The sequence below is a fragment of the Aquiflexum gelatinilyticum genome (genome assembly GCF_024741135.1).
GTDB classification, from domain to species: domain Bacteria; phylum Bacteroidota; class Bacteroidia; order Cytophagales; family Cyclobacteriaceae; genus Cognataquiflexum; species Cognataquiflexum gelatinilyticum.
On record NZ_JANSUY010000002.1, the window covers coordinates 315,034 to 340,644 of the forward strand.

Below are 25,611 nucleotides of genomic sequence, written 5' to 3' on the forward strand. Positions count from 1 at the left end.
TGTTCATTTTAAAACACCATGAGGCCGTCAGGGATTTGCTGTTTTTTTGAGGACCACAGGTTCTTTGAGTTTGGTGGTGACTAATTCCATGAAATACTTGAGTTCGGAATATACTGTTGGTGAAACTAGCGGATATTTAAGATTTAGAGAGGTGGTAATTTTAATCTGACCTTCCCATTGGGAAACTTGATAGGTAAAAATCGCAGTGCCTCCAGGAATGGTAATATTCGCATCTTCAGGATAATCATCGACTTCATAGCCTTTTGGAACCTCAATGATCGAAGTATAATTGTCTGAAAAAGTATAAAGGAAGTCTACCGGAAAAGTCCTGAATTCAGATTGGAATGGGTTTTCCGACCAACGGGTATAAGAAAAAGGCGAAATAAAGGCGGTCTCTGCATCAAAATCAGTGAATGCATATTTGAATTTTGCCTCAAGCTGTTTTCGGGGATCTGTCTTTTCCGTTACTCCGAACTCCAACAGGTTTTCAGGAGAAGGCCCAAGGATGTACTTTTTCAAGGTATCTACCTCATCGACAGTGCTTCCGTTCATTTTGGTCAAAGCATCATAATCCGAAAATCTGACGGTAGATTCTGAAATCAATTGGTTGTTTTCATCCAGTTTGGTATTGACCATCTGAACGATTCCTGATCTGTGGGGAAGTGATATGGGAATCAGACCGCTATCCTTCTCTTTCATGATATACCCATATGCCACATGTTGGTTCAACGGCAGGTATCCAAAAGGTCTTTCCGGATTAGTGGCATCCAAAAAGTATTCCTTGTCATCTACTTTGGTGTAGACTATCAGTTGGTTAAACTGATCAATGAACGGAGTATCCACCAATTGGGAACTTCCGTTTCCTTTGCTGCTTATCAGCATCGGATAGGCCATCAATCCGTTTGACTTTAGGAAGGCAAGCAAAGTCAGGTTTATGTCTGCCCTTTGTCCTTTTCGGGATTCGAGCATTGCTCTCAGATTTTTGGAAGGAAATGGGCCAAACTCTCCGTTATAGCTGTATTTTTCTTTGACATGGTTATATATGTCCTTGGCCTTTTGTGTTTCGGTATCTCCCTTTGGGACAAAGGTTAAAATCTGGCTTTTTTCTCCTGCGTTTGGTTTGAGGTAGTGAACAAAAAGCTCAAACTCACTGATGCTTTCTGTCAATTCCTGCCAAGAAGTATAAGTCTGCTTGAATCCCGATGTACCGCCATAGGTCTGTAAGTTTGAAAAAGCGTAGCCGGCAAGCTGAAATCCGATTTTCTCCAGGTAATCCTGGTAATTTGCCATCATTGGCTCGGATTTGATAGCACTCAGGTTGGTCACAGTCCAACGGTAAGTTCCATCATAGCTCGTCCGGTAATCGCATTTTTGTGTTTTCTCACCCTGTGCCAAAAATCTGTAGTTTAAAAAAGAAGGAACCTCTATGGTATAGCTTGATTTCAAAGTTGGCATGGGATTATGGAATACCCAGTTGTCCAGGAAAGTGATCCCTTTGTCCGTCTTCAGGTAGGAATATTCAATGATCGAGCCCACTTTGACATCCTTAAAAGTAAACCTGACTTCTTTGTAATTGTCGTCCAGTTCCACTTCAAAAAAATCATCTTTACTCAGTTTTGTAACTTTTTCGATGCCGTTTTCGAAACTCACTGTTTGGGCATTTAGCTTGCTGATGTTTTGGATACCATCACCTGCATAAAATGAAATCCTGACATTGGCTGCATCCAAGCCACTTTCCTTTAAGATTTTTATTCTTCGGTGTATGGTGGAATGTTGGATAGCGCCCAAAAATTGATTGAAGGAATTTTCTTCCAAAACCACCGATCCTGCATCTGGTTCAAAATCAACTTTGGTCAGTTCCAATTCTGTTTGGGAGTATTTACCATATTTCATGTCCTGGGCTTCGGCTTTGGAACATATTGAAAAAGTCAGGAAAAAAAGGAAGGGTATCAATTTTCTCATGTTATTCAGATTTTTTGAGGATGATGTTTTTTTGAATTTGGGTATTGATCTGTGCAATGATTTTGGCCTTATCATCTTTACTGATTTCTTTGGGAATGTTGATTTCCAGTCTGTTGCTGATGGTGATGATTCCATCTTCACTTATTTGGCTGTCTACAAAGTAGGAAAAGTGTTCTTCCTTGATTTCAATATTGGAAACTCCGGATTCGATTTCTGTTTTTCGGTCTGACTTGATGGTAATTTCTTCCTGAAAATTCAGGAGTCCATTGTCCAACATGTCGGCTTCGATTTTTTTCAGATGGGTCGGAAAAATAATCCGCTTTGTAGTCTGCTGCCCAAATCTTTGGATGTTGCCGTCAAAAGTCACAGTGGCTATCGGGACCTCCCTCTGATTGCCGGTTTGGATTTGGTAATCTTTGATAATAATGCCGCTTCCGCCGATATTTCTGTTGAGGTAGTTTTTCCGTTGATTGTCATCCAAAAATTTATTCAAAGCAAAAAAATCCATTGCTGGAAATCCCTGAAATGAACTGCTTCCTTTAAAAGTCCCGTCCCCATTTTCCAGGAGTTGTATATCATAAGAGTTTTTTAGGGTGTTGAATTTGAATTCCCTATAATCAGGAGTTCTTTCTAAAAATCCCCCATTTTCAGTGATTACCAAAGCATCCCTGTCTTTGGTAAAATTCCCTGAAAATCCGGCCGGAAGGTAATTGTTGGTACATTCAAGCCAAAGGACTTCGTCTTTCAAAGGAACCCTCAAAAAGGCGTGGTTGAAATTTTTGATTGGAAAATCGGGATCCAAAGGCCTGATTACATCACCGGCAAAGACCAAGGAATATTGCGATTCGATGCCGACGGTTTTGAGCATGCCTTTCATCAAAGTGGTCAGTGCTTTGCATTCCCCATACTTGGTATTGATCACATCTGAGGCATACCTCGGTTCCCAACCGCCTATTCCGAGGAATATGGCCACATATCTGTAGTTTTTTTGCAGGTATTGGTAAAGGATCGAAATTTTTTCATAGTCATCTTCAGCGTTTTGGACCATCTCAAAGATTTCCTTTTTGAAATCTTCGGGTATTTCGTCCTTTTGATCAATCAATTGGCTATAGAATTTTCCCAGACCATCCCAACTTTCCATAGTGGAAGTGACACCTTCCAAAGAGAATTTATTGGGTGCCAATTGTACATTTGGCCAATCGGTTTCTTTTGAGGCATCCAATACGGGCAGGTTTTCGGTTTGCCATTTGAGGATGGTTATATTGCCGTTATTCACTTGGGTAGGAATCGAATCCAGCGCCTCCACCCTGTACCTCATGCCGAGTTCATTTGGATAAGAAATTTCAACACTAGCTTTGTTGACTTTTTGGTTGGGATATTCGATCGGGTACCATACTCCCATAAACATATTGGAAGTACTAAGGGCCTCCTCCACTATCTCGACTTTGACCGGAAGTGGAACGCCATCCAACCGAAATACTTTTTTCTTGTCTTCTTGGTAAAGGGCAACATCGTCTATCACCGAAACCTCTTCCATATCCTTTAGCTTCACTTTTTTCAGCACTTTGTTGTTAGCAAGACTGGTGACGGTGGCCTCAAAACTGATGGCTTTATTGAGCTTATCGACATATAGAACCCTATTGGCATGCGAAAGACCTTTTGAATCCCAAATCTGAATGGTCAAAATCGATTTTTGATAGACGGTGTAATCCGGATTAAGGGTAATGAAGTCTTCTTTTTCCAAAACAGAATAATGAGGAACTACTTCCTGGGAAAAACAAATCCCAGAAATAAAAATAAGTGCGGAAACAGCGATAGCACGAAGACTTAGGATACTCATAAAATGGGATTCAAGCTTTACAAATTTATAGGGATAGTTGAATTAAGAAAGGGTTGAGAAGAATTTAATTTTATGGGATGGGATGCCCGTTTGAAATTGGCTGTTTTTTCTAAATTGACTGTTTTCTATTATCGGTTTCCTTCCCATTGGGAATTTTTTTTACCTTTAAATTTTTAAAAACAACAATCTATTATGGCCAAAATCACAATTGGGAGTTTTGAGGATTTCGAAAAGTATATCGGTCAGGATCTTGGAGTCTCTGACTATCATCAAATTACCCAAGAACAGATCAATCAGTTTGCTGTCGCCACCATAGACCATCAGTGGATCCATACCGATCCTGAAAGGGCAAAAAAGGAAGGGGCATTTGGAGATACAATAGCCCATGGATACCTGACGCTTTCCTTGGTTCCTTACCTTTGGGATCAGGTCATCCATGTCAACAACCTCAAGATGATGGTCAATTATGGGATTGAAAGCCTGAGATTTGCGCAGGCTGTATTGGTCAATAATGAAGTAAGACTCAATGCCAACTTGAAAAATGTGGTCAATCTCCGTGGAACTGTTAAAGCAGAAGTCAATGTGAAATTGGAAATCAAAGACCAAAAGAAACCTGCTTTCACCGGCGTATTGGTGTTTTTATACCATTTTGAATCCTGATTCGGTAAAGAACAATAGGCTAGCTTTTCAACAAATCGTTGATTACCACCGATGCCGTGACGCATCCAAAAGTTGCCGGCAAAAAAGACATGGTTCCATAAGCAGATTTTTTGAAATTGCTGCCGTCTGTCATCATCAGGCTTTCTTTGATATAGAGTTCAGTGGAAAAAACAGCTTTAAAACCTTTGTGGATTTGCTTGGCTTTTAACCGTTTCCTTACCATTTGGGCAAGTTTGCAGCTGTGGGTCTCGGAGATATCCGCGATCTTTACTTGGGTGGGATCTATTTTGCCCCCTGCACCCATCGAACTGACCAAAGGAAATCCCCTTTTCATCGCACCTTCTATCAGGTGAAGTTTTGGCAGCAGGCTGTCGATACAATCCACCACAAAGTCAAATTCATTTTCTTCCAACAATTGAGTCATTTTTGCAGGCTTCAAAAATTCCTTGATGACATGGATTTTCAGATAGGGGTTGATGCTAAGCAGCCTTTCTTCCATCCATTCTGCTTTGGATTGTCCAAGATTTTTTTGGGTAGCAGGAAGCTGTCTGTTGCAATTGCTGATGTCCACCACGTCCCCGTCGATAATGGTCATCTCGCCGATTCCGCCTCGGCAAATCAGTTCTGCAGCAAAGGAACCGACTCCACCAAGCCCTACGATCAAAACATGTTTCTTCGAAAGTTTTTCCAGCCCTTCTCTTCCTGTTATCAGTTCCGTCCGCGACAGCCAAGCAAATTCACTCATGTTATTTTTCTTTTTGAAATCCTGTTCCAATTCTCCTCGACCTGACCGGCAAGCTGCCCGGCGGAGAGGCCCAAAAGTAAAGAAGCTTGCTGATAAATCACTGATATGGGAATGTCCGAATTGTCGGTTTCAAAAAAAATCCGATCTAAAGGACATTTCAAGAGATATTGTTGTGCGTTGGAATCTTGTTTCAAAATGGCTTTGCCAAAAGAAAAGTAGATCGGAAAAGACAATAATTTTTCAGCGATTTGAGGATTTTGGTTGAAACCATGCCAAATGATTGTTGGTGGTTCGGAATGGTTTTTTAAGTATTCCTGAAGCAAATGTGTTCCTTTGACACAGTGTAGGATGATGGGTAATCCGAGTTTTTTTGCCAAATCAGCCTGAGCTGAAAATGCTTCCATCTGAAGTTTTGGACCAGGTCCTTTGATCAAATCAAAACCGCATTCACCAATGGCTACCAAGTTTGGGTTTGCTTTTGCTGACTCGATTTTCTCAAACTCCTTTTCCCAATTTTCATTCAAATACCAAGGATGGATTCCCCATGAAAAACACTGATCCGGAATGCCGTCGTCAGGAAGGACATTGAAAATGCTGAAGACATTACCTTTTTGATGGCTATGGAAATCGGGAAAGTGAACCAAATCGGATTGGATATTTTGGTTAATCATGGAGCGTTTTGGCAATTTCTGCAAACATGCCGACACCAGTCTTTATCAACTCATCGGGAAAATCAAAATTGGGTTCATGGAGCTGCGGATGGTCCAATCCTGACCCTAGGCCAAACAACAAAGTTTTGGTATGGGAAGAAAAAAGGCCAAAATCTTCTGACCACCTGAACGGTTTTTCGACATGGCGGATATCCAAATTCAATTTTTTGGCAGCATCCAAACCAATTTGCCATGCTTCGGGATTATTGTGTGTCGCCGCGAAACTTTCTACATAATCAAAAGAAACTCCCAATCCATATTCGTCGGCAATTTGTGTAGCCAATTGTTCGGCATAGGAAACCAAGAGCTCCCGGGTTTCATTTTCAAATGCCCGTAAGGTCGCCCTGACCACGGCGGTACCGGGAGTGGTCCCAAAGGCAATACTTCCCAACTCCGCATGGATGACGGTGACAAGGGAAAACTTTTCGATTCCTTGAGGAAGTTTTTCCAATGCCACAATGGTTTTCGCCATGGCCTCGGCCGGGCTATTTCCCGCTTCGGGATGCGCAGAATGCGAGTTTCTACCTTTGAGATGAATACTCATCCCCACAGATGCCGCGGCAAAAGGGCCTTGCTTGATCAAAATCTGATGAAGAGGATAACCGGGAAGATTATGAAGGGCAAAAGCAAAATCCGGCTGGATTTCAGCGAATTTGGGGTCTTTGATAACTGCTTCTGCTCCTTCGCCTGTTTCTTCAGCAGGCTGGAAAAGTAAGACAATCCGTCCTCTTTGGGGTTTATTGGCAGAAAAGTAAGTACCCAAGCCACTGACAATAGCCATGTGTCCGTCATGCCCACAGACATGGGAGGTGTTTGGGATTGTACTGAGATGGGAAATACTGTTTTCCTCTTTGATGGGTAACCCATCCAATTCACAGCGGAATAAAGTGGTCGGCCCTGAATCTTTTCCCTGGAAAACAAAAGCCAAACCTGTTCCTCCAAGTCCTGTGATGGTTTTGTCAGGATTCAATCCGGAGAAAAAGTCTTGGACTCTTTTTGCTGTTTCGGTTTCTTCACCGGAAAGTTCGGGGAATCGGTGGAGGGTTTTTCTGAATTCAGTGAGTTTTTGGATCGTGGGATTGTCGAGCATTTTGTGGGATATTTTCAGAAATTTAAAGTTTTGAAAACCCAATGGCAACAAATTTTACTTGGGATTCAATTTTGTGCAGGAAGAAAAATTTTTGCAAAGGCTTCCATGCACTTACAAAAAATAAAGAACTTTTTTATATTGGATGCTGTAACCACTTAAATCCATTTGAAAATGACAACTGAACAAAAATCTGCCATCGAACAGGAAATCGACAACCTGAAGGGCACCTTGACCGGCAACATGTTCCAAGACATGGAAGCCCGTGACCAAATCCACAACCTCGAAATGCAACTCAAAGGCGTGAAGCCTATGGACAGCCATTTTGACTGCATCGGTTGCGGAAGCTGATATTATTCCAGATTTAGATTGATAGGGTTTTTCTGTTAATAGAAAGTAGACAGAAAAACCCTTTTTAATTTTATCAAAAACTATCCCTAAATATTGATTTCGAAGATTCATATTTCCGAATTCAGTTACTCGCTTAATAGAACATAACACTTGTAGCGCCACCTTCGGATGAGTCGTTCGCATTTAGAAGCCTAAGTCTTTAAAAAATTGAATACGATTTGGTATTCCATCCTGTATTCTTTGAACTGTGGTGGATGAATTTCGATTCGAATTTTTAACAATTAAATAGGCCCCGTAAGACTCGGCTAGATCTTCTGTTTCAGCGAAATCTCTCGCATATTCCGAAATAAATGCGATATCGGACTTCTGAGCTTGATTCCACTCCCTCGATCCTAGGTACAATGGGTCAATAGACGCATGGACCGCTTCATGGGCCATGACTTCTTCAAGTGTGCCTATAGGAGTATAATCCTTTTCAGCCCTGCCCGTATGGGCAACAATCATACCTACCGGGCCGGTAAAATTGGCATCACCTGGATGAATAAAAACCGATTCAATTCCTCCAATCAAAACGGGGTTAAGTTTTCCCAAAATATCTGCATAAAGCTTTGCTTGACGCTCAGCTTCAGAAAGAGGGGAGATTTGCGTGTTGACAACCATTTCGATCTGTGTCCCATTCGTATAAATAGCCTGGAAGATGTGCACATTAGCTTGTGCGTTGTTCGGGAAGCGGTTGTCCGGGACTGTTCTTGACTCTGTCGTTATGAAATTTACAGTTTGAAGGATGCTGGGATCTGCGGGGGTGATTGTATTCGGGCCAAGAAAAACAGAACCATCTCTAAATAAGAAAGGGCCTTCAGGATCATGGCGTGACACCTCAATAATCACTAGTTGCGTGTCTGAAGCTAAAGAAGGGTCTTTGACGGTTACATCGATGAAATAAAAATTATCTCCGTCTACACTAGCCGGAGCATCGACATCAGGCGCAACCCGAAACGTTAGTTCACCGGTAGATGCATCTAGGGCGAAAGAGGCAGCATCTGGTCCTGAAATAGAGTACAAAAGTTTATCTCCGTCTGGATCAGATCCGATGATCGTATAAACGATCCCCGTCCTTGTTTGAGGAAACACCGCTTCACTAGCAGAAATGAGTATTGGTGCACCGTTTGGTTCATTCATTTCACTACCACATCCTAAAGAGGCCATTAAGGCTACATACCCGATCAAAAAGAGAACTTTATTTTTCATTGGTTTTTAGGTTTGATTTAAGATTATTAAAAATTGTCCATGGTTATTTCACTTAATTCAAATTTCTGAATACACTTGGACTGACTCCCATTTTCTTCTTAAACAGATTACTAAAGTAATTCGGGTATTCAAATCCTAAGGAATGGGCAATTTCTTTCACGGAGTCATTACTTCCTAAGAGGCGATCTTTGGCGATTTCCAATAGGTGGTAGTGAATGTGTTCTTGCGTGGACTTTCCTGTTTCTTTACGAAGTAAATCACTCAAATAGTTGGGAGAGAGGTTCACATGTTCAGCGCATTGCAAAGCTGTTGGAAGTCCTTTTTCTATAAGTGAAGAGGAAGCAAAATAGTTAGATAAAAATTTATCAATGGCTCGAAGTATCGTGCAATTCTCATTTTCACGGGTAACGAATTGTCTATCGTAATACCGGCTGCAATGATTTAGTAATAAATCGATAGCAGACACAAATACATTTTTTGTGTGCTTGTCTATTGGCCGATTGAGTTCTGTTCGAATAGAATTTATAATGATGGAAAGGCCCTCCTTTTCATCCTCAGATAAGTGTAATGCTTCATTCACTTCGTATCTAAAAAAGGTGTATGTAGCTATTTTGGATGCTAGCGGAGTGCCAAGAATCAAATCCGAATGAAAGATTAAGCCCCAGCTATAACGGGAATCTTCAAAAACTGCATTTTTCAATGTGACTACTTGATCTGGATAGGTAAAGAACAAGCTACCTTCCTGAAAGTCAACTTGTTTTCTTCCATAGATCAAAGTACCTTCTTTCAGGTGCTTTAGTGTAATGGAGTAAAATGAAGAAGATATTTTGGTTCCGTCACTTTGAGGGGGTTGTTTTTGGTCGTTTAATATGGATAAATCAACAACGCTTATCAAAGGATGTTTTGGTGGTGGAATCTGCAAGAGACTGTGAAATTGACTTATGCTTTCAATTTTAAAAACATCGTTCATCTAATTAATTGTTGAGAGTTGTTCAAAATAAGCACTAATTGATTGCTTTGATATGCTTTCTATGATCATATTTCCAACCAGAAAAACGACTAAAGCAAAAAGTATCCCGTTCAAAAACGGCTTATCAAACAGGAGGTTTGTAACTAAAGCTGCAATGATTAAGACTGCAAAAACAAACTGAATTACAGGAAAGTTTTTTACTACTTTTTGCATGCGCTCTTTTTCAACTTGATTAAACTTATTGGCATTGGCTTGATAAATTGACGTTTGGCTTTTTAACAGTTTATCTTCTGTCAACTTGTAACTGTAACCCCCGATTAACGAAAAAAAGCCAAACACCAAGAGACCAATTTTTAATCCATAAAAAAGTGAGTCTGTAGTGGAAAAATGCATGAGTATGGCTACCAAAACCATAATCAAACCAAGCGCCAACATGTAGTTGCCGATGGTTTTTTGTGCGCTGATGTAAATTTCAAGTTGTTCTAGCATAGATTTTCTTTATGATTTTGGAATCCTTCTTTCGACTTCCTTTCTCTAGGATTGATTAAACATAGGAATAGACACCCGATTGGGTCTTGGCAGCCATTCCTCCTCCTGCATTTTCCCTCACAACTATTATTTTGATTATAACGAAACCTAATTTTTCGGCATTTTGTTCTGTCCAAACTAAACCGGCAAACCAGACTTTCATGCCTTCCGGATGTTTGTACTCAGGGGCCAGTATGTACCATCCTTATACTACGGTACATTTTAAACTTTCTTAAAATAAAATTCTGTTTGGATTGGAATAAAACACCTACTCAAATCTCGGATAAACATGCATTTTTCTCGGATTTTATATAGAAAAATGTGAGTTGATATGGGTTTCAATTACAGCTAACTCAATGATTCTAAGCAAAAAATAAGTCCTTTAATGAAAATCACAACTTCTCAAAGCCCAAAAAATATATATAATACTAAATTTCTCCAAAAGTCAATTTTGCTTTGTTTGTCCAGATAATCACATAATCCATATTTTTCCCGGATCTGATCCATTACCAAATTCTGCGATGAGGTTTTCCCTTCCAAAATTTCTTTTTCAGCAATATCCAGCATTTGGTTGATATAAGTCAATTCACCCTCATCAGCGTTTTTTTCGATGTCATAATCCTTGCTTTCAAAAAAGTAAGTAAGAATTTTATCCTGTTCATTGCTTTTGATTTTTACCAAATGGATTTCATAATTGTATGTCAAACAGGAATGGATTTCATTAATACTCGTAATTTGCCAATAATTTTATGCCTAACAACAGATACTTCGTCCTGTACAAACCCTTTGGAATCCTAAGTCAATTCAGCGGTGAGGAGGATACGCTTAAGTTTGTATCAGACTTTCCTCCCAAAGTTTACCCTGTCGGTCGCTTGGACAAAGACAGTGAAGGATTGCTTTTGATCACGGATGACAAATCTCTAAACCACCACCTGCTTGACCCAAAATTTGGACACCTCCGGTCATACCTTGCCCAGGTGGAAGGATTACCGACCGAGGAAGCCATCTCCCAACTTCAATCCGGAACAGAAATCAATGTGGATGGGAAGTTGTATCGGACCAAAAAAGCCTTTGCAAAAATCCTATCTGAAGCACCTGATCTTCCTGAAAGAAATCCACCGATCAGATACCGTAAGTCCATTCCCGATACTTGGATTCAATTGACATTGACTGAAGGGAAAAACAGACAAGTCCGCAAGATGACCGCCGCCGTTGGATATCCGACGCTAAGGCTTGTCAGGTGGTCAATGGAAAAACTGACCATTTCAGGTTTTGCTGTCGGAGAGGTCAGGGAATATGAAAAAGAAGAAATCTACAGACTTCTGAATATACAGCTCAAGACCTTTGAAAAGGACCAAAATAAAAGCTCTGGCAAAACTTTTTCCCAAGCATCCGTAAAAAGGAGGAAGTAACAAAAGACCCATTTTACCATTTATCAATAAGTAAAAAGCATAAATTGGGATAAAGGGTATTTTGTTATAATTTAGCCCGATTATTAGACACAAGACATGAGACAAAAGACGCAAGACTGATTCTCCTTAGTTTTGGGATTTGCCTGAAAATTAAGGCTATAGGAGATGAATATTTCAATTTATTTCTACTTTAATTCAAAAGGTTTCTAATTACCAACTAACTATTAACCAAATACCATTAACATAATTACCAAAAAATGCATCAGCAGAAGATACAGCAAGTTATAGATGAAGTAAGAAAAGTGGTGGTGGGGCAGGACCGAATGGTCAACAGGCTTTTGATCGGGCTTTTTACCAATGGACATATTCTCTTGGAAGGTGTGCCGGGATTGGCCAAAACCCTTACCGTAAATACCTTGGCCAAGGTGCTTCACCTTGATTTCAAAAGGATTCAGTTTACCCCCGATTTGTTGCCTTCGGACTTGGTCGGAACGATGATTTATAACCAGCAGGAGGCAAGTTTTCAGGTAAAAAAAGGGCCGATTTTCTCCAATATCATTTTGGCGGATGAGGTCAACCGATCTCCTGCCAAAGTTCAATCCGCACTTTTGGAAGCCATGCAGGAAAAGCAGGTGACCATCGGTGAGACGACTTATCAGTTGGACAGACCTTTTTTGGTACTTGCCACCCAAAACCCTGTGGACCAGGAAGGCACTTATCCGCTACCTGAAGCACAGGTGGACAGGTTTATGATGAAAGTCCACATCGATTATCCTTCCAAAGCGGATGAAATGGAAGTCATGCGACGCATGGCCAACATGCACTTCGTTTCGGAAGTGAATGCAATACTTTCCAAAGAAGATATTTTTGCCATTCGTGCCCAGATCAACGAAGTAAAAATCGCTGAACCTTTAGAGAACTATATTATTGAATTGGTATTTGCGACAAGATTCCCTGAAAAATACGGTTTGAAAGATGAAGCCAAGTATATTCAGTTCGGTGTTTCGCCAAGGGCAAGTATCAATCTCAACCTAGCAGCAAGGGCGATGGCATTTATGGAAGGGAGGGATTATGTCCTTCCGGAAGACATCAAAGCAATCGCCGAGGATGTACTCAATCACAGGATTATCCTCAATTATGAGGCAGAAGCTGACAATGTCAGCACCCGTGACTTGGTGAAGATTTTCTTGGAAAAGATTCCAATTAACAAATCCGTAACATTGAAATAGCTTCTATTGTCAATAGAACCAAATCCCCGGAAGACTGGGGATTTTTTTTGTTTTCAAGGTTAATGGAATATTAAATTCTGTTTTATTTTTTAAAAAAAGGGTAACTGCAAAAATTGCCCCGGCTACTTTTTTTGAGTCAGTTTTGCATCATCAAAAACTGAAAACCTAAACTAAATTATAATTCACATGAAAAAAATCACTTCACTCTTCTTGATGATGTTGACTGCAGCGGTAGTCTTCACCAGCTGTAAAGAGGACGAGAAACCAAACAATCCGGTAACTATTTCCGGAATTCCGGCTACGGCTTCGATTGAAGCAGGTGGTACGGTTGGACCTGTAACTGCAACTGTTTCTGCACCTGATGGTCTTGCTTCTTTTAGTATTAAGAAAGACGGTGCTACAATCGCAACTGTTCCTTTTGCAGGAGAGACTAGCGCAACTCAGGAATTTTCTTACACTGCCACTGCAGCGGATGCAGGCAAAAATTTAGTATTTGAATTTACTGCAACTGATAAAGATGGTTCTTCAGCTACTGTTACACATGTATTGACAGTAGGCGCGGAAGCCACTACCATTAGAGTAACAGGAAATATAACAGGAACTGTAAACTGGACTGCAGACAAGACCTACATTTTAGGTGGAAGAATTACTGTCGTCAGTGGTGGTATCCTAAACATTGCTGCCGGAACTGTTATTAAAGGTGAAGCAGGTTCAGGTGCTAACGCTACCGCTCTTGTAGTTGCAAGAGGCGGAAAAATCAACGCAAACGGAACAGCTGCAAGTCCTATTATTTTCACGTCTGTTGCAGATGAAATTATGTCAGGTGAAATTGCTAGCCCTAACTTGGATCCAAATATTAACGGTCTTTGGGGTGGTGTTCTTATTTTAGGCAGAGCTCCAGGTTCTTTTGCAGGCAATGTGACCGAAGTACAGATTGAAGGTATTCCACCATCAGATACCAATGGACTTTATGGAGGAAATCTTCCTGCTGATGATTCAGGTGTATTCAAATATGTCTCTATCAGACATGGTGGTGCCAATATCGGAGAAGGAAACGAAATCAACGGTTTGACACTTGGTGCAGTTGGTTCGGCTACGGTAATTGAAAATGTTGAAGTAGTAGGTAACCAAGATGATGGTATCGAGTGGTTTGGTGGTACTGTTAATGTGAAAAATGCAGTAGTTTGGAATGCAGGTGATGATGCCATCGACACAGATCAAGCTTGGGCTGGAGAATTAGATAATTTTATTGTGGTATGTGGTTCTGAAACAGACCATGCACTTGAAATAGATGGTCCTGAAGGTTCATTGAATGCAGCACATACTGTAAAGAATGGAACTGTGGTTGGAAGTTCTGTAGCAGAGCTTGGTGATTTCAGAGCAGGTGCTAGAGGTACTTTTGAAAACATTTATTTCTTCAACTTCCCTAACCCGGCTACTAGTGGCGGAAGAGGTGATCTATCCTTAAGTGGTGAAGTGGATGCAAACGGAAATCCAATCGGAAATAAATCTTTAGACAATTTCACGAATGGAATCTTAGTCTTCAATATGCTAGAAGTGACTTCTCCTGCAGGCGTCGCTTTGACATCAATATTCAGAAACGGTACCCATGTTCATGCTACTGATGTTGCACTTCATGCCAATACAATCGGCGCTACAAAATCAGCATTTGCTGGCTGGTCTTGGGCTGCTGCATCAGGAAACCTTGATGCCTTGAAATAATTGAAAAATATTACCACAGAAAGAGGCTGTAATGCAACAGCCTCTTTCTTGTTTTTTTGACTCAAAAGAGTAATTGAAATTTAGAACGCTGTACAAAAAAAATAATATTATGAAAAAATTGATCTTGTTGCTATTGACGACGATCATCACTTTATCCCCTTTGTTTTCCCATGCACAAAAAGGAACCATCAGAGGGACAATATTTGACGAAGGAACCGGAGAGCCTTTATTTGGTGTCTCTGTTTTGGTCGAAGGACTTCAAATAGGTGCTGTTACCGATTTTGATGGAGATTTTGAAATACTTGTTGACCCGGGGACTTACAGTCTCAAATTATCTTTCATTTCATACAATACAATTCAAATTGGTGGAGTAGTGGTGACTGAGGGAGAAACAACGGTATTGGAAAACATTAAAATGGCAGAATTTACTTCTGACCTTGAGACTGTCACCATTTCAGCAGAAGCGATCCGTACTACCGAAGCCGCTTTGATGTCAGTGAAGAGAAATGCTGCCAACCTGATGGATGGAATTTCAAGAGCATCCTTTAGACAAATAGGCGACGGCGATGCAGCAGCTGCCATAAAAAGGGTTACGGGAGTTTCTATTGAAGGCGGAAAGTATGTTTATATCCGTGGTTTGGGAGATCGCTATACCAAAACTGTTTTGAACGGGGTACAGGTACCTGGTTTGGATCCTGACAGGAATACCATTCAGATGGATATTTTCCCTACCAATGTGATTGACAATATTATTGTCTCCAAATCATTTACAGCCGAATTGCCTGCAGATTTTACAGGTGGTGTTGTAGATATTGAGACAGTTGACTTTCCTGAAGAAAAAACCATGGTCTTGAGCGTAACCGGTGGTTACAATCCTTCCATGCACTTTAATAAAAATTACCTTGCCATCGAAGGTGGAAAAACAGATTGGTTGGGTTTTGATGACGGAACAAGAACCATTCCTACTCAAGGCATTGATGACATTCCACAGTTTGCTGAAGTTGTGGGTAATCCAAGTTCGCCAAGAGGTCAGCAGTTTCAGCAGATATTGAGAAACTTCAATCCGGTATTGGGCGGAACACGCCAAAACAGTCCGATGGATTTTGGAATGGGTTATTCGATCGGCGATCAGTTTAAAATTAAGAATAAGAGATTTGGGTATAATATGGCTTTCACTTACAGAAATGAAACCCAATATTTTACCGATGCGCAATACAACTTATTTGGAAAACCAAGTGATGCCAATAACTTCGAAATGGAGGCCTTGGAACGCTCAAATGGTGACTTTGGAGTCAACAGCGTTTTGCTTGGAGGCGTAGCAGGACTTGCTTACAAGTCTGATAATTCAAAAATCAAATTGAACTTATTGAGACTTCAGAGCGGTGAATCCAAAGTAGGTCAATTCTATTTTGTGAATACCAACCTTGGTGCATTGTTTGAAGCCAATCAATACAATATTGAATACAGCGAAAGGGCTATGACCAACATTCTACTCAATGGAGAGCATTTTTTGAATAGAGGAAAATGGAATCTTGAGTGGAAATTGTCTCCGACAAGATCTTCTATTGAAGATCCGGATGTGAGGATCCTACGATTTAGGATCCCGAACAATAATATCGGAACTGAGGTGGGGCTACCAACACGTATTTGGAGATCTTTGGATGAGGAGTCATTATTCGGCAGCTTGGATTTGAGCAACAATTATAAGTTTAAAGATGCCGTTGCCAAACTTAGGTTTGGGGGGGCTTATGTATACAAGGACCGTGACTTCCTGATTGAAAGTTTCCAATTTCCTACAGGGAGTACCACTTTTACCGGAGATCCAAACAGGGTGATGGATGAGGAAAACCTTTTCTCTTCTACCAACAGAAATGGTCTGAGGTATGATCCAACATTTATCCCAATCAACCCTAATGCATACAACTCAAACCTGAACAGTTATCAGGCTTATATTTCTAATGAATTTACACCTTTCAATAACCTGAAGGCAATCATTGGAGTCAGAATGGAAACATTCAGTCAGTTCTATACCGGTACCAACCAGACGGGAACTATTGTATTTGACAATGAAAAAGTATTGGATGATATCGATTTCTTCCCTACTGTCAATCTGATCAAGTCATTCAAATCTAATCAGAATTTCAGGGCTGCTTTTTCAAGGACTATTGCAAGACCTTCCTTTAAAGAATTGTCTTTTGCTGAAATTCTTGACCCAATTACAGGCAGAACATTCATTGGAGGTCTTTTCCCTGAGACGACAAATGGTGGTACAGAAATCCTTTGGGATGGAAACCTTCAGTCTACCAGGATCAATAACTTTGACCTAAGATGGGAAAAGTTTATGGAAAGAAGCGAATTGCTTTCTGCCAGTGTCTTTTACAAGTCATTTGACAATCCTATCGAAATGGTTCAGTTCTTATCTGACCCTGGTGCATTCCAGCCAAGAAACGTAGGTGACGGACAGGTAATCGGTGTGGAATTGGAGTTGAGAAAATCTTTGGGCTTTGTCTCTAATAAAATCGAAAAGTTCTTTTTCAATACCAACCTGACTTATGTCAAATCCCAGATCGAAATGTCTGAGTCAGAATTCAGATCAAGACAGTTATCTGCAAGAGAAGGAGAGAATGTTTCCAGAACAAGGGATATGGCAGGTCAGGCACCTTATATCATTAACGCAGGTTTTTCTTACAATGACCCGATCATCGGATTGGAAGCAGGTGTGTTTTACAATGTACAGGGACCAACTTTGACTTTTGTCGGTTTCGGTAACAGAACAGATACCTACACAGTCCCTTTCAATTCCCTTAACATCAATATCAACAAAACTTGGGGAAGAGATGAAAGATTACAGACGACTTTCAATGTAGATAACCTTTTGGGTGACAAAAGAGAGGAAGTCTTCAGAATGTACAATGCTGAAGATCAGATATTTTCCAGCATCAACCCAGGCAGAAGGATAGCCTTGAGGTTCAGATACACTATTTGGTAAAAATTTTCATTTCATATCTAAAGCCTCCACTAAAAAAAGTGGAGGCTTTTTTTTGCATTAATGTTATTCAAATGTTAACTTGGCTTAACAATTTGGTAACATTAGAAAATGAAACGATTTCTACTCTTGATTTTGGCCCTTTCAACCTCCTATACGGGGATTGCTTTGTCCAATAATGAAAAGAAAGAATCCTTGATTTCTTCGAATGACTTCATCGCTTTTTGGGATTCCACAAGCACCAAATTTGAAAAACTGAACATCAAACTTCAGAAAGACTTTGACCGCTATGGTGAAAGCGAAAAGTTTTTAAAAATGCTTTTTTTCAGAAGTCAGCAATATCTTTTGGATGATTACAACCAATATGCGAGTGTGGAAGAGTTGATTGAAACGGGAGCGTTTGATTGTGTCAGCGGATCTTTTTTGATGGCGGTGTTTTTGGACCGGTATGGTTTTGATTATGATATCATGGAAACTTCCTTTCACGTATTCCTGACAGTCAATGTAGAAGGCAAAAAAGTCGTGTTGGAATCGACAGATGGCTTTACCGGTTTTATCAATGACAAAAATGAGGTCAAGGCATATTTGACTGATTTTGAAAAGGAATCAAAAAAGAATCCACTTTACCTGAATCCTGAGCAACAACTTGTGCAGAACCTTTTGCAGCCTGCAATCTTTCGGGCTATCAACCTTCAGCAATTAAAAGGATTGGAATTGTTTAACCGTGCTATTTTTTACAATAACCAAAAGGAATACGATATTGCCTTCAAAAAAATCAAAGAAGCAGAGACTTTGTATCCTTCAGAAAGGATATCTGCTTTGAGTAGATTGTTACAAAGTCAGCTTGTAGTCGCCTCAAACCTGTAAAAAATACCCTGTTTACGGTATTTTTTCTTACTATCCCCCTGTGTAAATTTGTTTTAAAGAGAATAGCATTTTTCCACGGTTTTTTTGATATGAATTGAGGGGATAATAAAAATTCATTTTTTATCCCCTTCTTTTTATTTTAATACCTCAAACCAATTTTCATTCCCCCATAAAAATTTATACCAGGAGCGGGTTGGAAATACCTGTTGGCAAATGCGTTCAGGTCATTTCCTAGACTGTATTGTTCATCCAATAAGTTGTCTACCCCACCGTAGGCTTCGACATCCCAACGGCTGCCAAGTGTGGTCCTCCAACCTGCTCTTCCGCCGATGAGGTTATACGATTCCTGAAAAACCGTATTGGCATCATTCAGCGGAATGGCATCCACATATTGGTGGGTGAAATTAAGATAGAACCCCGGCTTGGTGCGGACATCAAGGATATTGACCAGGGTATTTGGTGCGACTCCTGTAAGTTGATTTCCTGAAAAATCATTGCCTCCGCTTTCATATTCCCCAAAACTGAAATAGTGCCCGGTGAAGGCATGGTTCAACTTGATTTCCTGAAAGAAAGCATTTTGGTTTCGGACCAAAACATAATCTAGGCTTGTCTCAATTCCTTTCTGATCGGTTTGCCCAGCGTTTCTGAAAAGCACAACACCCTGTTCATTGGTGTAAGAGGTGATGGTCTGATCAAGCTGGAAATAGAATGCCGTCACATCTACATTGAATATTCCGAATTTTCCCCTGTAGCCGGCTTCGTAATTGACTCCTCTCTCCGCCTCCAAGTCTAAATTGATACTTCCCTCATTGGTGCGTACTTCGGCAATGGTAGGGGGAGAAAAGCCCGAACTGATACTACCGTGGATTCCGGACCATTGATTGACTTTGTAGACCAAGGCGATTCTCGGGATGACTATAGGATCAAAATTTTTGGTATTGTTGCTTGGATCATTTGGTCCTGCGTCGATGGACCTGTTGATGTCATACCTGCCAAAGTTTTCGCTCAAACCCAAAGTCATGAGTACTTTGGAAGTCCATTCAATTTCAAATTGCTGGAAAATAAAAGCCTGCGTGCTGATCAGGTCATCAGAAAACCTGATCGTATCAGCCTTTCCCTGTCTGTTGCCAAAGTTCTGGGCCAGGGTTTTTCCATATTGGTATTCAGCACCTGCAATGATTTTTACCGGGAAGGATCCCCATTTATCATCAAAGGTGAATTTCGTCCGACCTCCGTAGCTGAATGCCGTTTCCCTTTTGTAATCAAGAATAAATGGATTCTCAAAATCCGTATTGTTCATATACAGTGCGGTGGAATTGTCCCATTTCTTCCCCAATTCGATCTGATGGGAAAGTGTCCCATAGATGGTTTTTTGGGCGATGGAGCTGTTTTGGGCAACAGAACCCGGTCTGGCTTGGGTTCTGTCAACCTCCACCTGTGCCTGATTCAAGGCTCCGGGAATCTGGTAATTCAGATCTGAATAAAGTATCTGTGCAGAAAGCGTCTGCGTATCAGAAGGCTTGGTATGCATGGCCAATTGGAAAACCTGCCTGTCAGTAGCACTGTGTTGACGGTAGCCATCGGATTTTTGGGAAACATAGGAAGCGCTGATACCACCATTTCCTACTTTCTGATCGATGCCGACTCTATAACGGAGCAAACCAAAATCCCCAATGCCAAAATCTGCGGAAAGGTAATTCTCAGTTACAGTTTTGCGGCTGGACATGCTGATCACACCGCCGTTTCCTGCACCATAGATGCTTCCTGCGGGACCTTTGATGATTTCGGCATTCTGAATATTGGACAGGTCGAGGAGGTTCAGTGCAGTCGTTCCATCCGGAGAGGTAAAAGGAATGTCATTCCAATATACCTTGACATTGCGGACGCCAAACGGCGAACGGAGAGAACTTCCCCTGATAGATATCCTGTAACTTGCCGGCGCCCTTTGCTCCACCCTAATGCCGGGTTTGGTATTGAAGGCACTCAAGATCGAGTTCTCATTGAAACGGTAAAGCTCATTTTCCAAAACCTTGCTGATCGCTCCAGCCTGATGGACGAGTGGTCTTTCCGATTCAAATCCCGTCACAATCACCTCCGAAAGTGACGTAATAACCGGTATCAATTCTAGCGTTAAGGATTCATTTGGTGCAGCTGAGATAGACAGCGTTTCATAGCTGATGTGCAAAAAAGTCAGGATTCCGGGATTATTCAGGTCAATTTCCACCTGACCGTTTTCATCGGTGACCTGATTGGCTTGTCCCTGGATTTTCACCAAAACACCGGATATGGGCGCTTTGCTGTTTTTATCCAAGGTGGTGATTTTGGTTTGGGCAGAGAGAAAAAGCGGGCAAAGCCAAAGGAGAACAGAAATCCAGAGTTTCATTTGATCGGAAAGTTATTGCCGAATTTAATCACAAATGATAAGGAATTGTTTACAGGATTTGATAAGTGGGGAATTTGGAGGGATTTGGAAAAATTTCAAAACCCCAAAAGGTCTTGAAGTTTAACACATATGCCACAATTGTCTAATGAAATCAGTCTTTGTGATTTTCCTTAATTACCAACCTTCTTAACCCATCAATTGAGTCCGCTTATTTTTTTATCACCAAAATGTCTCGTCTGGAATAATCTGATGGTATAGTCAAGCAAGCTGCTGCCGCCGTGTTTTCCGTGTCCAGGGACGACAATTTCAACATCAGGGAATCTATTTTTAATTTCCTCCACAGTAGCGGACCAAATCTCCACATTTGCATCCCCTAGAAATCCTTTGCTTGCATTCATTTCTTTTATCAAACAACCTCCAAAAAGTACGTCTTCACTAGGAAAATATCCCACGATATTGTCTCTAGTATGTCCTTCTCCAAAATACCGGGCCATGATAATTCCATTCCCCACACTTAGGGTAAGGGAATCGCTGAAGCCATTTTGGGGGATGACAAAATCATTTTCTTTGGCAAGTGCAATGGTTTTGACATGTGCGTAAGACGGGATGTTGTGGTCATTAAATGCCTGAAGCCCGGCAAGACAATCATTATGGAAATGGGTTGGAATGATGGCGTTTATCTTACAATTCAGCTCTTGATTGACCCAACTGATCAATTCTTCGGAGCTTTCATTATTAGTGGGTGTGTCAAAAATGATGGTTTCATCGCTGTTTCTGACAATCAGCCCGTTGCAGGGAACGTTTCCAAAATCATTTGTCTGCAAAAATGAGGTATGCACAAAAGAATTCGGGGCAACTTGGGTAATAATCAAATCATTGGATTTGTATACTTCTTTAGGACTGAAGGCATCTTGTCCTTGCGCAAAACAATTAACAGCTGTCAGAGAAATTACAATTACAAAAAGGCTTTTGATGATGGCTTTCATTGGATCAGTAGTGGTTTTTTTCAGTTTCTAAAGATATATCATTTACCTTTTTGAATTCCGAAAGAAATCTAAGCGGTTTTAAGAATTTTCTTAAAAGCCACACTTATTAATCCTGTTATCAAGATGAATCCAATACCCACTAAAAACTTATAATCCTTAAAAATATTGTCGGGATATATGTCAGTCAGGGCTATGATCAAAAATGCTAAACTCAAGGTCCATACAATTACTAAAACCACTTTTGTAAGTTTTTTCATATTCATAAAGTTTATAGGCTTCTTTCTTTATCAATTTAAAAAGTTGTTTCAATATAGCATGTTTTCCCTCGTATAAAATCCACCCTTCCGTCCCTCCTCCTGCGCAAGCTTCCTTTGGTGATGGAATTACTTCAAGGTTAATTTATAAATCTTAGAATTTTTGTCAGGAAAAACATAGCCATTGGGTAAGTTTTGTTTGTCTGATTGGATAAACCCGTTTCTCTCGTAAAATTGATGGGAGGCAGTTGCCACTGCAGGCGTATCAAGCCAAATGGTTTGAAAGCCTTTCATTTTTGCCTCTTCAAATAATGTGTCGAAAAGTTTTTGGGCAATACTTAATTCTCTCCCCCTCAACTCTTTCTTGACAAACATTTTTCTCAGCACTGCATTGTGGACATCTATTTTTTGAAGTCCTATAGTGCCTACAATTTCGTTTTGGCTTTTAGCTGTCCAAAAACCACCGTCACGATAGAAATGTGCAATATCAATAAGGTCCGGCTGATCCATTTCTGAAAAACCTAAAAGGAATTCGTTATTCTGAATGTTCAGAACAAAATCTTTAACCTCATTTTGGTCATTCAATTGAAAGCTCTCTATGGTGATCATTTGGCTATTTTTCAGTTATTTTTTCAACCCTCATATAAAATCCACCAATCCTTCCAGCTTTATGCCGTGACTTCCCCAGAGTCCCCCGGTTCCGCTCGCTGTATCCAAGTTAATGTTAGCGAAAATTTATTTTATCTCTTTACCCAATTTTCGATTTCAATACCTGAAATTCTTTCAAATTCTTTTTGATTTTCTGTCACCATAATCAGGTCTTTATCCACTGCGGTACATCCGATTAATAGATCAAAATCGCTTATCATCAAGCCTTTTGACCTTAATCGGGCTTTCTCTTTTCCATATAGGTAGATGGCATTAAAAATCGGGAGGATTAATACTTGATTTGAAAAAATCTCAATTAATTCAAGATTCTTTTTAGGATTAGTGCTGTTTTCAGCTCCAAACACTAGTTCAGCAAATGTAATTTCAGAAATAGCAAAGTTTTCAGTTCCTAATTCCTGAAACTTTTCTATCATTCCAAATTTTCCTCTTAAAAAATGGATGCAGATATTTGTGTCTAAAAGATATTTCATTCGAAACCAGGATCTTCTGCTTTTTCAACTCTTGATTCTCTAATTTCTTTGATGATTTCATCAGAATCTTTGTTGTCTTCCCATGCTCCAAAAAGGGTTTTCATGTCAACTTTCTCTTCTTTTTTTTCAAGAGATTCGGTTAATTTTATGATAAGCTTTTTCTTGGAAAGATCATCTAGACCTCGCAACATACCAAAATACTTTTCCAAAGTCTTATTATTTAAAGTAAGGTTTGCCATGCTTTTTTTTCTTCAATTTACGGAATTAATGGATTGAGGGTAAATGATTTGGAAAATTAAATTCCCAACTCTCTTTTCTTTTTCTTTATTAAGTCGCCCATTTCACTTGTATCCCGAGTAAATCCACCGGCGTTTATAAATTGATTTTCAGTATTGAACCAATAGACTATATTATCCCCTTTAACTTTCAATTTATACAAAGGAGGGTAAACAAACTGTATGAGAGAAAGGGATTCCACTTCCATCCAATTTATTTTTCTTTCGTTCTCGCTATTTTTTATAGTTACATTTTGGCCTCCTAATTTTACTATCACAAATTTATCCTTAATAGCAATAAATATTAGGAAGCAAACTATTCCTATCAATCCAAAAACTAACGTGGTAACGATGCTTTGTTCCATTTTCTCACCATTTATCCAAAATAATTCAGGAAAGAACCAAGATAAGGTACACGTAATTAACATTAACATTCCCAATCCCAGAAACAGATATTTCAGAAAGTGGTGATATAGATTATTGCTTTCCATTGTTTTTTCAATTTTCGCTAACTTACTTATATATACAGAAGTATCCACACCCCGCCGAAATGTAAGGGTTAAAATACCTTTGGTGATTCAATTAAAGATCTTCCAATCAGGACTCAACTTACTTCCTAAATTTAATTACCCGTGTATCTTCTCCTGTACTCATTGCTGAAAAAAATTGGTATCACCATTCCCTCGACAATTGGTTGTCCACGTGAATAAAAAACCTGGATTGTCGGAAAAGTCTTTAGTATTGATTCAATTTCCTCTTCAAATTCCTTTTCAATCTCTCCATTTAATTCAGTTTCACTAATCTTGCCTTCTCCGTCAAATTTCATTGTCAAGAATAGTTTCTTGTCTTTAGAGAGTTTGGGCAATCTGTTCCAATTAATCCTTTTATAAATTTCTTCTTGTATGTTTTTTGGGTCCCGTGAAAACCTGTTGTCATTTGGTTCAACTCCGTTTTTGAATTCTTTCTCGGTTTCAATGATTCCCCCGTTGACAGTTGCGACAATCTCCATTTCATAATACCGGTCATATCCGGAATGGTTGTATTTAATAACCCTTCCCTTTTGAATATATAATTCTCCAGTAAACCAATCAGCAAATATCTCAGAATCTTGTCCTTTAAATATTTGGTCTTTGATGCTCCGTTTTTTGTCACCACAACCATAGACATCAACAAGGAAAAGTTGGTTATTTTCAATTCTCCAAAGTCCAACATAGCCCCTCCAAAGAGCTGTCGAGCAACCGTTTTGTAATGTTGGATAGAATTTTTGTCGTGGTTCATTCTTTTGAAAGAAAATTTCCAATGGTTCACACAACATTGTCAAGGTATCACCTTTGTAAATTATTCGTTCACCTTCTTGTCCAGTTGCATAACATATGGTTGTCCAAAAAAAGAATATAATTGTCGATATGTATTTCATTGCTTGGTCGTCCAAAGGTATGTGCTCCAACGTGATTCAGTTTGGAGACGGCGGGCATTCGGAGCCGTACCCTTCATACTTTCTCCTAACTTATTAAAGATACTGATTTCATATTTACTCGGTACCGCCCGCTGTATCCAAGGTGATGTTGGCGTGTCGTGGTTTTCTCTTCCTAGTAATGTGCCCAAATCAGTCTTATTTCAATTTTTAAAATATCTCCCAGGTTGCGTATTAGTTCATTCTTTTGATTATCATCATAATCAGGATCAATGATATTAAGTTGGTACTTTGAAAATCCCGCTGGCATTTCATAATTCAAGTCGTTTAGATTTGATAATTTATGACAACAAGGAGTTTGAATAGTTAAGTCAGAAAATGAATGTTGATAGGAATTATCCATAGCTTCTTGCCAAAATTCAACTTCTATCGTTTGTCCGCAATGATTGCAAAATACCGAATCAAAATTTTCTCCTTGGTCTATGAATTCAACTTGGCTGGTTAAAATTGATCTTATCTCACTGTTCTTGTACTTAGCAACCAAATAATTTATCGAAGCCTTCTGTTGCTCCTTTGTCGGTTCAAAATATGGATCAACAGGAATAATTTTTAATTGCTGTCCAGAGTGGGTTGCAGCTTCAGGTTGATAAATAATTTCAAATTTGTCTCCAGTCTGAATTTCTTTCATTTCGGTCAAATTATTTCTTTGTCCGCAACATACGAGAAGCGCAATAATTGTCAATATATATAATGTCCTTGTCATTCTTTCCATGCACGCCAACTTACTTATATATATACCAAAAGCTTATATACCCCACCAAAATGTAAGGGTTGATATACCTC

The 25,611-nt window shown here is 39.8% G+C and carries 27 protein-coding genes; 7 read left to right on the forward strand and 20 right to left on the reverse strand.

What is annotated here, in order from left to right; genetic code table 11:
- Window positions 1-27: 27 nt before the first annotated feature.
- A complete protein-coding gene (locus NU887_RS05245; protein WP_258422309.1) occupies window positions 28-1,962 on the reverse strand; it encodes a DUF3857 domain-containing protein in 1,935 nt (644 codons plus the stop codon).
- A 1-nt stretch (window position 1,963) separates the two neighbouring features.
- Window positions 1,964-3,802 (reverse strand): transglutaminase-like domain-containing protein, encoded by a 1,839-nt coding sequence (locus NU887_RS05250; RefSeq protein ID WP_258422310.1) that lies wholly within the window; start codon window positions 3,800-3,802, stop codon window positions 1,964-1,966.
- 192 nt (window positions 3,803-3,994) lie between these two features.
- Here NU887_RS05250 and NU887_RS05255 point away from each other — a divergent pair, with 192 nt between their 5' ends.
- Window positions 3,995-4,462: a MaoC family dehydratase gene (locus NU887_RS05255; RefSeq protein WP_258422311.1), complete on the forward strand. Its 468-nt coding sequence runs from the start codon at window positions 3,995-3,997 to the stop codon at window positions 4,460-4,462.
- Between the two features lie 19 nt (window positions 4,463-4,481).
- On the opposite strand, the gene NU887_RS05260 is transcribed toward NU887_RS05255, so the two are convergent.
- Genes NU887_RS05260 through NU887_RS05270 form a run of 3 tightly spaced genes read right to left on the reverse strand, consistent with a single transcriptional unit; the run spans window position 4,482 to window position 7,007 of the window.
- Window positions 4,482-5,207, reverse strand: coding sequence for a tRNA threonylcarbamoyladenosine dehydratase (locus NU887_RS05260; RefSeq protein ID WP_258422312.1), 726 nt, complete (start codon window positions 5,205-5,207; stop codon window positions 4,482-4,484).
- Window positions 5,204-5,878: a TatD family hydrolase gene (locus tag NU887_RS05265; RefSeq protein ID WP_258422313.1), complete on the reverse strand. Its 675-nt coding sequence runs from the start codon at window positions 5,876-5,878 to the stop codon at window positions 5,204-5,206. Before NU887_RS05265 ends, NU887_RS05260 begins: the two co-directional genes overlap by 4 nt.
- Entirely contained in the window at window positions 5,871-7,007 is a 1,137-nt protein-coding gene (locus NU887_RS05270; RefSeq protein WP_258422314.1) for an amidohydrolase, read from the reverse strand. Before NU887_RS05270 ends, NU887_RS05265 begins: the two co-directional genes overlap by 8 nt.
- A gap of 171 nt (window positions 7,008-7,178) precedes the next feature.
- Here NU887_RS05270 and NU887_RS05275 point away from each other — a divergent pair, with 171 nt between their 5' ends.
- A complete protein-coding gene (locus tag NU887_RS05275; protein ID WP_198669865.1) occupies window positions 7,179-7,355 on the forward strand; it encodes a hypothetical protein in 177 nt (58 codons plus the stop codon).
- Window positions 7,356-7,538: 183 nt separating this feature from the next.
- On the opposite strand, the gene NU887_RS05280 is transcribed toward NU887_RS05275, so the two are convergent.
- From NU887_RS05280 to NU887_RS05300, 5 genes are all read right to left on the reverse strand, one after another.
- Window positions 7,539-8,603 (reverse strand): hypothetical protein, encoded by a 1,065-nt coding sequence (locus NU887_RS05280; protein WP_258422315.1) that lies wholly within the window; start codon window positions 8,601-8,603, stop codon window positions 7,539-7,541.
- A 52-nt stretch (window positions 8,604-8,655) separates the two neighbouring features.
- Window positions 8,656-9,573 carry a helix-turn-helix domain-containing protein gene (locus NU887_RS05285; RefSeq protein WP_258422316.1) on the reverse strand — a complete coding sequence of 306 codons (918 nt, stop codon included), beginning with the start codon at window positions 9,571-9,573 and terminating at the stop codon, window positions 8,656-8,658.
- Window positions 9,574-10,062: a hypothetical protein gene (locus NU887_RS05290; RefSeq protein ID WP_258422317.1), complete on the reverse strand. Its 489-nt coding sequence runs from the start codon at window positions 10,060-10,062 to the stop codon at window positions 9,574-9,576.
- Between the two features lie 55 nt (window positions 10,063-10,117).
- A complete protein-coding gene (locus tag NU887_RS05295; RefSeq protein WP_258422318.1) occupies window positions 10,118-10,264 on the reverse strand; it encodes a hypothetical protein in 147 nt (48 codons plus the stop codon).
- Window positions 10,265-10,503: 239 nt separating this feature from the next.
- Window positions 10,504-10,806 (reverse strand): hypothetical protein, encoded by a 303-nt coding sequence (locus NU887_RS05300; RefSeq protein WP_258422319.1) that lies wholly within the window; start codon window positions 10,804-10,806, stop codon window positions 10,504-10,506.
- Window positions 10,807-10,850: 44 nt separating this feature from the next.
- On the opposite strand from NU887_RS05300, the gene NU887_RS05305 reads away from it, so the two are divergent.
- The 5 genes from NU887_RS05305 to NU887_RS05325 all read left to right on the forward strand — a co-directional run bounded on the left by NU887_RS05305 (window position 10,851) and on the right by NU887_RS05325 (window position 18,317).
- A complete protein-coding gene (locus tag NU887_RS05305) occupies window positions 10,851-11,513 on the forward strand; it encodes a pseudouridine synthase (RefSeq protein WP_258422320.1) in 663 nt (220 codons plus the stop codon).
- A gap of 257 nt (window positions 11,514-11,770) precedes the next feature.
- On the forward strand, window positions 11,771-12,742 hold the full coding sequence (locus NU887_RS05310) for an AAA family ATPase (protein ID WP_258422321.1): 972 nt from the start codon (window positions 11,771-11,773) through the stop codon (window positions 12,740-12,742).
- Window positions 12,743-12,928: 186 nt separating this feature from the next.
- On the forward strand, window positions 12,929-14,464 hold the full coding sequence (locus NU887_RS05315; protein ID WP_258422322.1) for a hypothetical protein: 1,536 nt from the start codon (window positions 12,929-12,931) through the stop codon (window positions 14,462-14,464).
- 109 nt (window positions 14,465-14,573) lie between these two features.
- Window positions 14,574-17,453, forward strand: a complete 2,880-nt coding sequence (locus NU887_RS05320; RefSeq protein ID WP_258422323.1) for a TonB-dependent receptor — start codon at window positions 14,574-14,576, stop codon at window positions 17,451-17,453.
- 108 nt (window positions 17,454-17,561) lie between these two features.
- A complete protein-coding gene (locus NU887_RS05325) occupies window positions 17,562-18,317 on the forward strand; it encodes a hypothetical protein (RefSeq protein WP_258422324.1) in 756 nt (251 codons plus the stop codon).
- A gap of 139 nt (window positions 18,318-18,456) precedes the next feature.
- Here NU887_RS05325 and NU887_RS05330 read toward each other — a convergent pair whose 3' ends face one another.
- From NU887_RS05330 to NU887_RS05375, 10 genes are all read right to left on the reverse strand, one after another.
- A complete protein-coding gene (locus tag NU887_RS05330; RefSeq protein WP_258422325.1) occupies window positions 18,457-20,700 on the reverse strand; it encodes a TonB-dependent receptor in 2,244 nt (747 codons plus the stop codon).
- Window positions 20,701-20,894: 194 nt separating this feature from the next.
- Window positions 20,895-21,686 carry a subclass B1 metallo-beta-lactamase gene (gene bla / locus NU887_RS05335; RefSeq protein ID WP_258422326.1) on the reverse strand — a complete coding sequence of 264 codons (792 nt, stop codon included), beginning with the start codon at window positions 21,684-21,686 and terminating at the stop codon, window positions 20,895-20,897.
- A 68-nt stretch (window positions 21,687-21,754) separates the two neighbouring features.
- The gene (locus NU887_RS05340) at window positions 21,755-21,943 is read right to left on the reverse strand and encodes a hypothetical protein (protein ID WP_258422327.1); all 189 of its coding nucleotides are present in this window, start codon (window positions 21,941-21,943) and stop codon (window positions 21,755-21,757) included.
- 126 nt (window positions 21,944-22,069) lie between these two features.
- On the reverse strand, window positions 22,070-22,549 hold the full coding sequence (locus NU887_RS05345; RefSeq protein WP_258422328.1) for a GNAT family N-acetyltransferase: 480 nt from the start codon (window positions 22,547-22,549) through the stop codon (window positions 22,070-22,072).
- 131 nt (window positions 22,550-22,680) lie between these two features.
- Complete coding sequence (locus NU887_RS05350) at window positions 22,681-23,079, reverse strand: type II toxin-antitoxin system VapC family toxin (protein WP_258422329.1); 399 nt, start codon at window positions 23,077-23,079, stop codon at window positions 22,681-22,683.
- The gene (locus tag NU887_RS05355) at window positions 23,076-23,318 is read right to left on the reverse strand and encodes a hypothetical protein (protein WP_258422330.1); all 243 of its coding nucleotides are present in this window, start codon (window positions 23,316-23,318) and stop codon (window positions 23,076-23,078) included. The genes NU887_RS05350 and NU887_RS05355 overlap by 4 nt, the downstream gene beginning before the upstream one ends.
- 56 nt (window positions 23,319-23,374) lie before the next feature.
- Entirely contained in the window at window positions 23,375-23,719 is a 345-nt protein-coding gene (locus NU887_RS05360) for a hypothetical protein (RefSeq protein ID WP_258422331.1), read from the reverse strand.
- Window positions 23,720-23,976: 257 nt separating this feature from the next.
- A complete protein-coding gene (locus tag NU887_RS05365; RefSeq protein WP_258422332.1) occupies window positions 23,977-24,654 on the reverse strand; it encodes a hypothetical protein in 678 nt (225 codons plus the stop codon).
- A gap of 113 nt (window positions 24,655-24,767) precedes the next feature.
- Entirely contained in the window at window positions 24,768-24,959 is a 192-nt protein-coding gene (locus NU887_RS05370; protein WP_258422333.1) for a hypothetical protein, read from the reverse strand.
- Complete coding sequence (locus NU887_RS05375) at window positions 24,944-25,456, reverse strand: hypothetical protein (protein WP_258422334.1); 513 nt, start codon at window positions 25,454-25,456, stop codon at window positions 24,944-24,946. The genes NU887_RS05370 and NU887_RS05375 overlap by 16 nt, the downstream gene beginning before the upstream one ends.
- Window positions 25,457-25,611: the final 155 nt, after the last annotated feature.

Bases quoted from the DNA above. Each gene is read 5' to 3' on its own strand.
- NU887_RS05245 (WP_258422309.1), bottom strand. From the start codon at position 1,962: ATGAGAAAATTGATACCCTTCCTTTTTTTCCTGACTTTTTCAATATGT.
- NU887_RS05250 (WP_258422310.1), bottom strand. From the start codon at position 3,802: ATGAGTATCCTAAGTCTTCGTGCTATCGCTGTTTCCGCACTTATTTTT.
- NU887_RS05255 (WP_258422311.1), top strand. From the start codon at position 3,995: ATGGCCAAAATCACAATTGGGAGTTTTGAGGATTTCGAAAAGTATATC.
- NU887_RS05260 (WP_258422312.1), bottom strand. From the start codon at position 5,207: ATGAGTGAATTTGCTTGGCTGTCGCGGACGGAACTGATAACAGGAAGA.
- NU887_RS05265 (WP_258422313.1), bottom strand. From the start codon at position 5,878: ATGATTAACCAAAATATCCAATCCGATTTGGTTCACTTTCCCGATTTC.
- NU887_RS05270 (WP_258422314.1), bottom strand. From the start codon at position 7,007: ATGCTCGACAATCCCACGATCCAAAAACTCACTGAATTCAGAAAAACC.
- NU887_RS05275 (WP_198669865.1), top strand. From the start codon at position 7,179: ATGACAACTGAACAAAAATCTGCCATCGAACAGGAAATCGACAACCTG.
- NU887_RS05280 (WP_258422315.1), bottom strand. From the start codon at position 8,603: ATGAAAAATAAAGTTCTCTTTTTGATCGGGTATGTAGCCTTAATGGCC.
- NU887_RS05285 (WP_258422316.1), bottom strand. From the start codon at position 9,573: ATGAACGATGTTTTTAAAATTGAAAGCATAAGTCAATTTCACAGTCTC.
- NU887_RS05290 (WP_258422317.1), bottom strand. From the start codon at position 10,062: ATGCTAGAACAACTTGAAATTTACATCAGCGCACAAAAAACCATCGGC.
- NU887_RS05295 (WP_258422318.1), bottom strand. From the start codon at position 10,264: ATGAAAGTCTGGTTTGCCGGTTTAGTTTGGACAGAACAAAATGCCGAA.
- NU887_RS05305 (WP_258422320.1), top strand. From the start codon at position 10,851: ATGCCTAACAACAGATACTTCGTCCTGTACAAACCCTTTGGAATCCTA.
- NU887_RS05310 (WP_258422321.1), top strand. From the start codon at position 11,771: ATGCATCAGCAGAAGATACAGCAAGTTATAGATGAAGTAAGAAAAGTG.
- NU887_RS05315 (WP_258422322.1), top strand. From the start codon at position 12,929: ATGAAAAAAATCACTTCACTCTTCTTGATGATGTTGACTGCAGCGGTA.
- NU887_RS05320 (WP_258422323.1), top strand. From the start codon at position 14,574: ATGAAAAAATTGATCTTGTTGCTATTGACGACGATCATCACTTTATCC.
- NU887_RS05325 (WP_258422324.1), top strand. From the start codon at position 17,562: ATGAAACGATTTCTACTCTTGATTTTGGCCCTTTCAACCTCCTATACG.
- NU887_RS05330 (WP_258422325.1), bottom strand. From the start codon at position 20,700: ATGAAACTCTGGATTTCTGTTCTCCTTTGGCTTTGCCCGCTTTTTCTC.
- bla (WP_258422326.1), bottom strand. From the start codon at position 21,686: ATGAAAGCCATCATCAAAAGCCTTTTTGTAATTGTAATTTCTCTGACA.
- NU887_RS05340 (WP_258422327.1), bottom strand. From the start codon at position 21,943: ATGAAAAAACTTACAAAAGTGGTTTTAGTAATTGTATGGACCTTGAGT.
- NU887_RS05345 (WP_258422328.1), bottom strand. From the start codon at position 22,549: ATGATCACCATAGAGAGCTTTCAATTGAATGACCAAAATGAGGTTAAA.
- NU887_RS05350 (WP_258422329.1), bottom strand. From the start codon at position 23,079: ATGAAATATCTTTTAGACACAAATATCTGCATCCATTTTTTAAGAGGA.
- NU887_RS05355 (WP_258422330.1), bottom strand. From the start codon at position 23,318: ATGGCAAACCTTACTTTAAATAATAAGACTTTGGAAAAGTATTTTGGT.
- NU887_RS05360 (WP_258422331.1), bottom strand. From the start codon at position 23,719: ATGGAACAAAGCATCGTTACCACGTTAGTTTTTGGATTGATAGGAATA.
- NU887_RS05375 (WP_258422334.1), bottom strand. From the start codon at position 25,456: ATGAAAGAAATTCAGACTGGAGACAAATTTGAAATTATTTATCAACCT.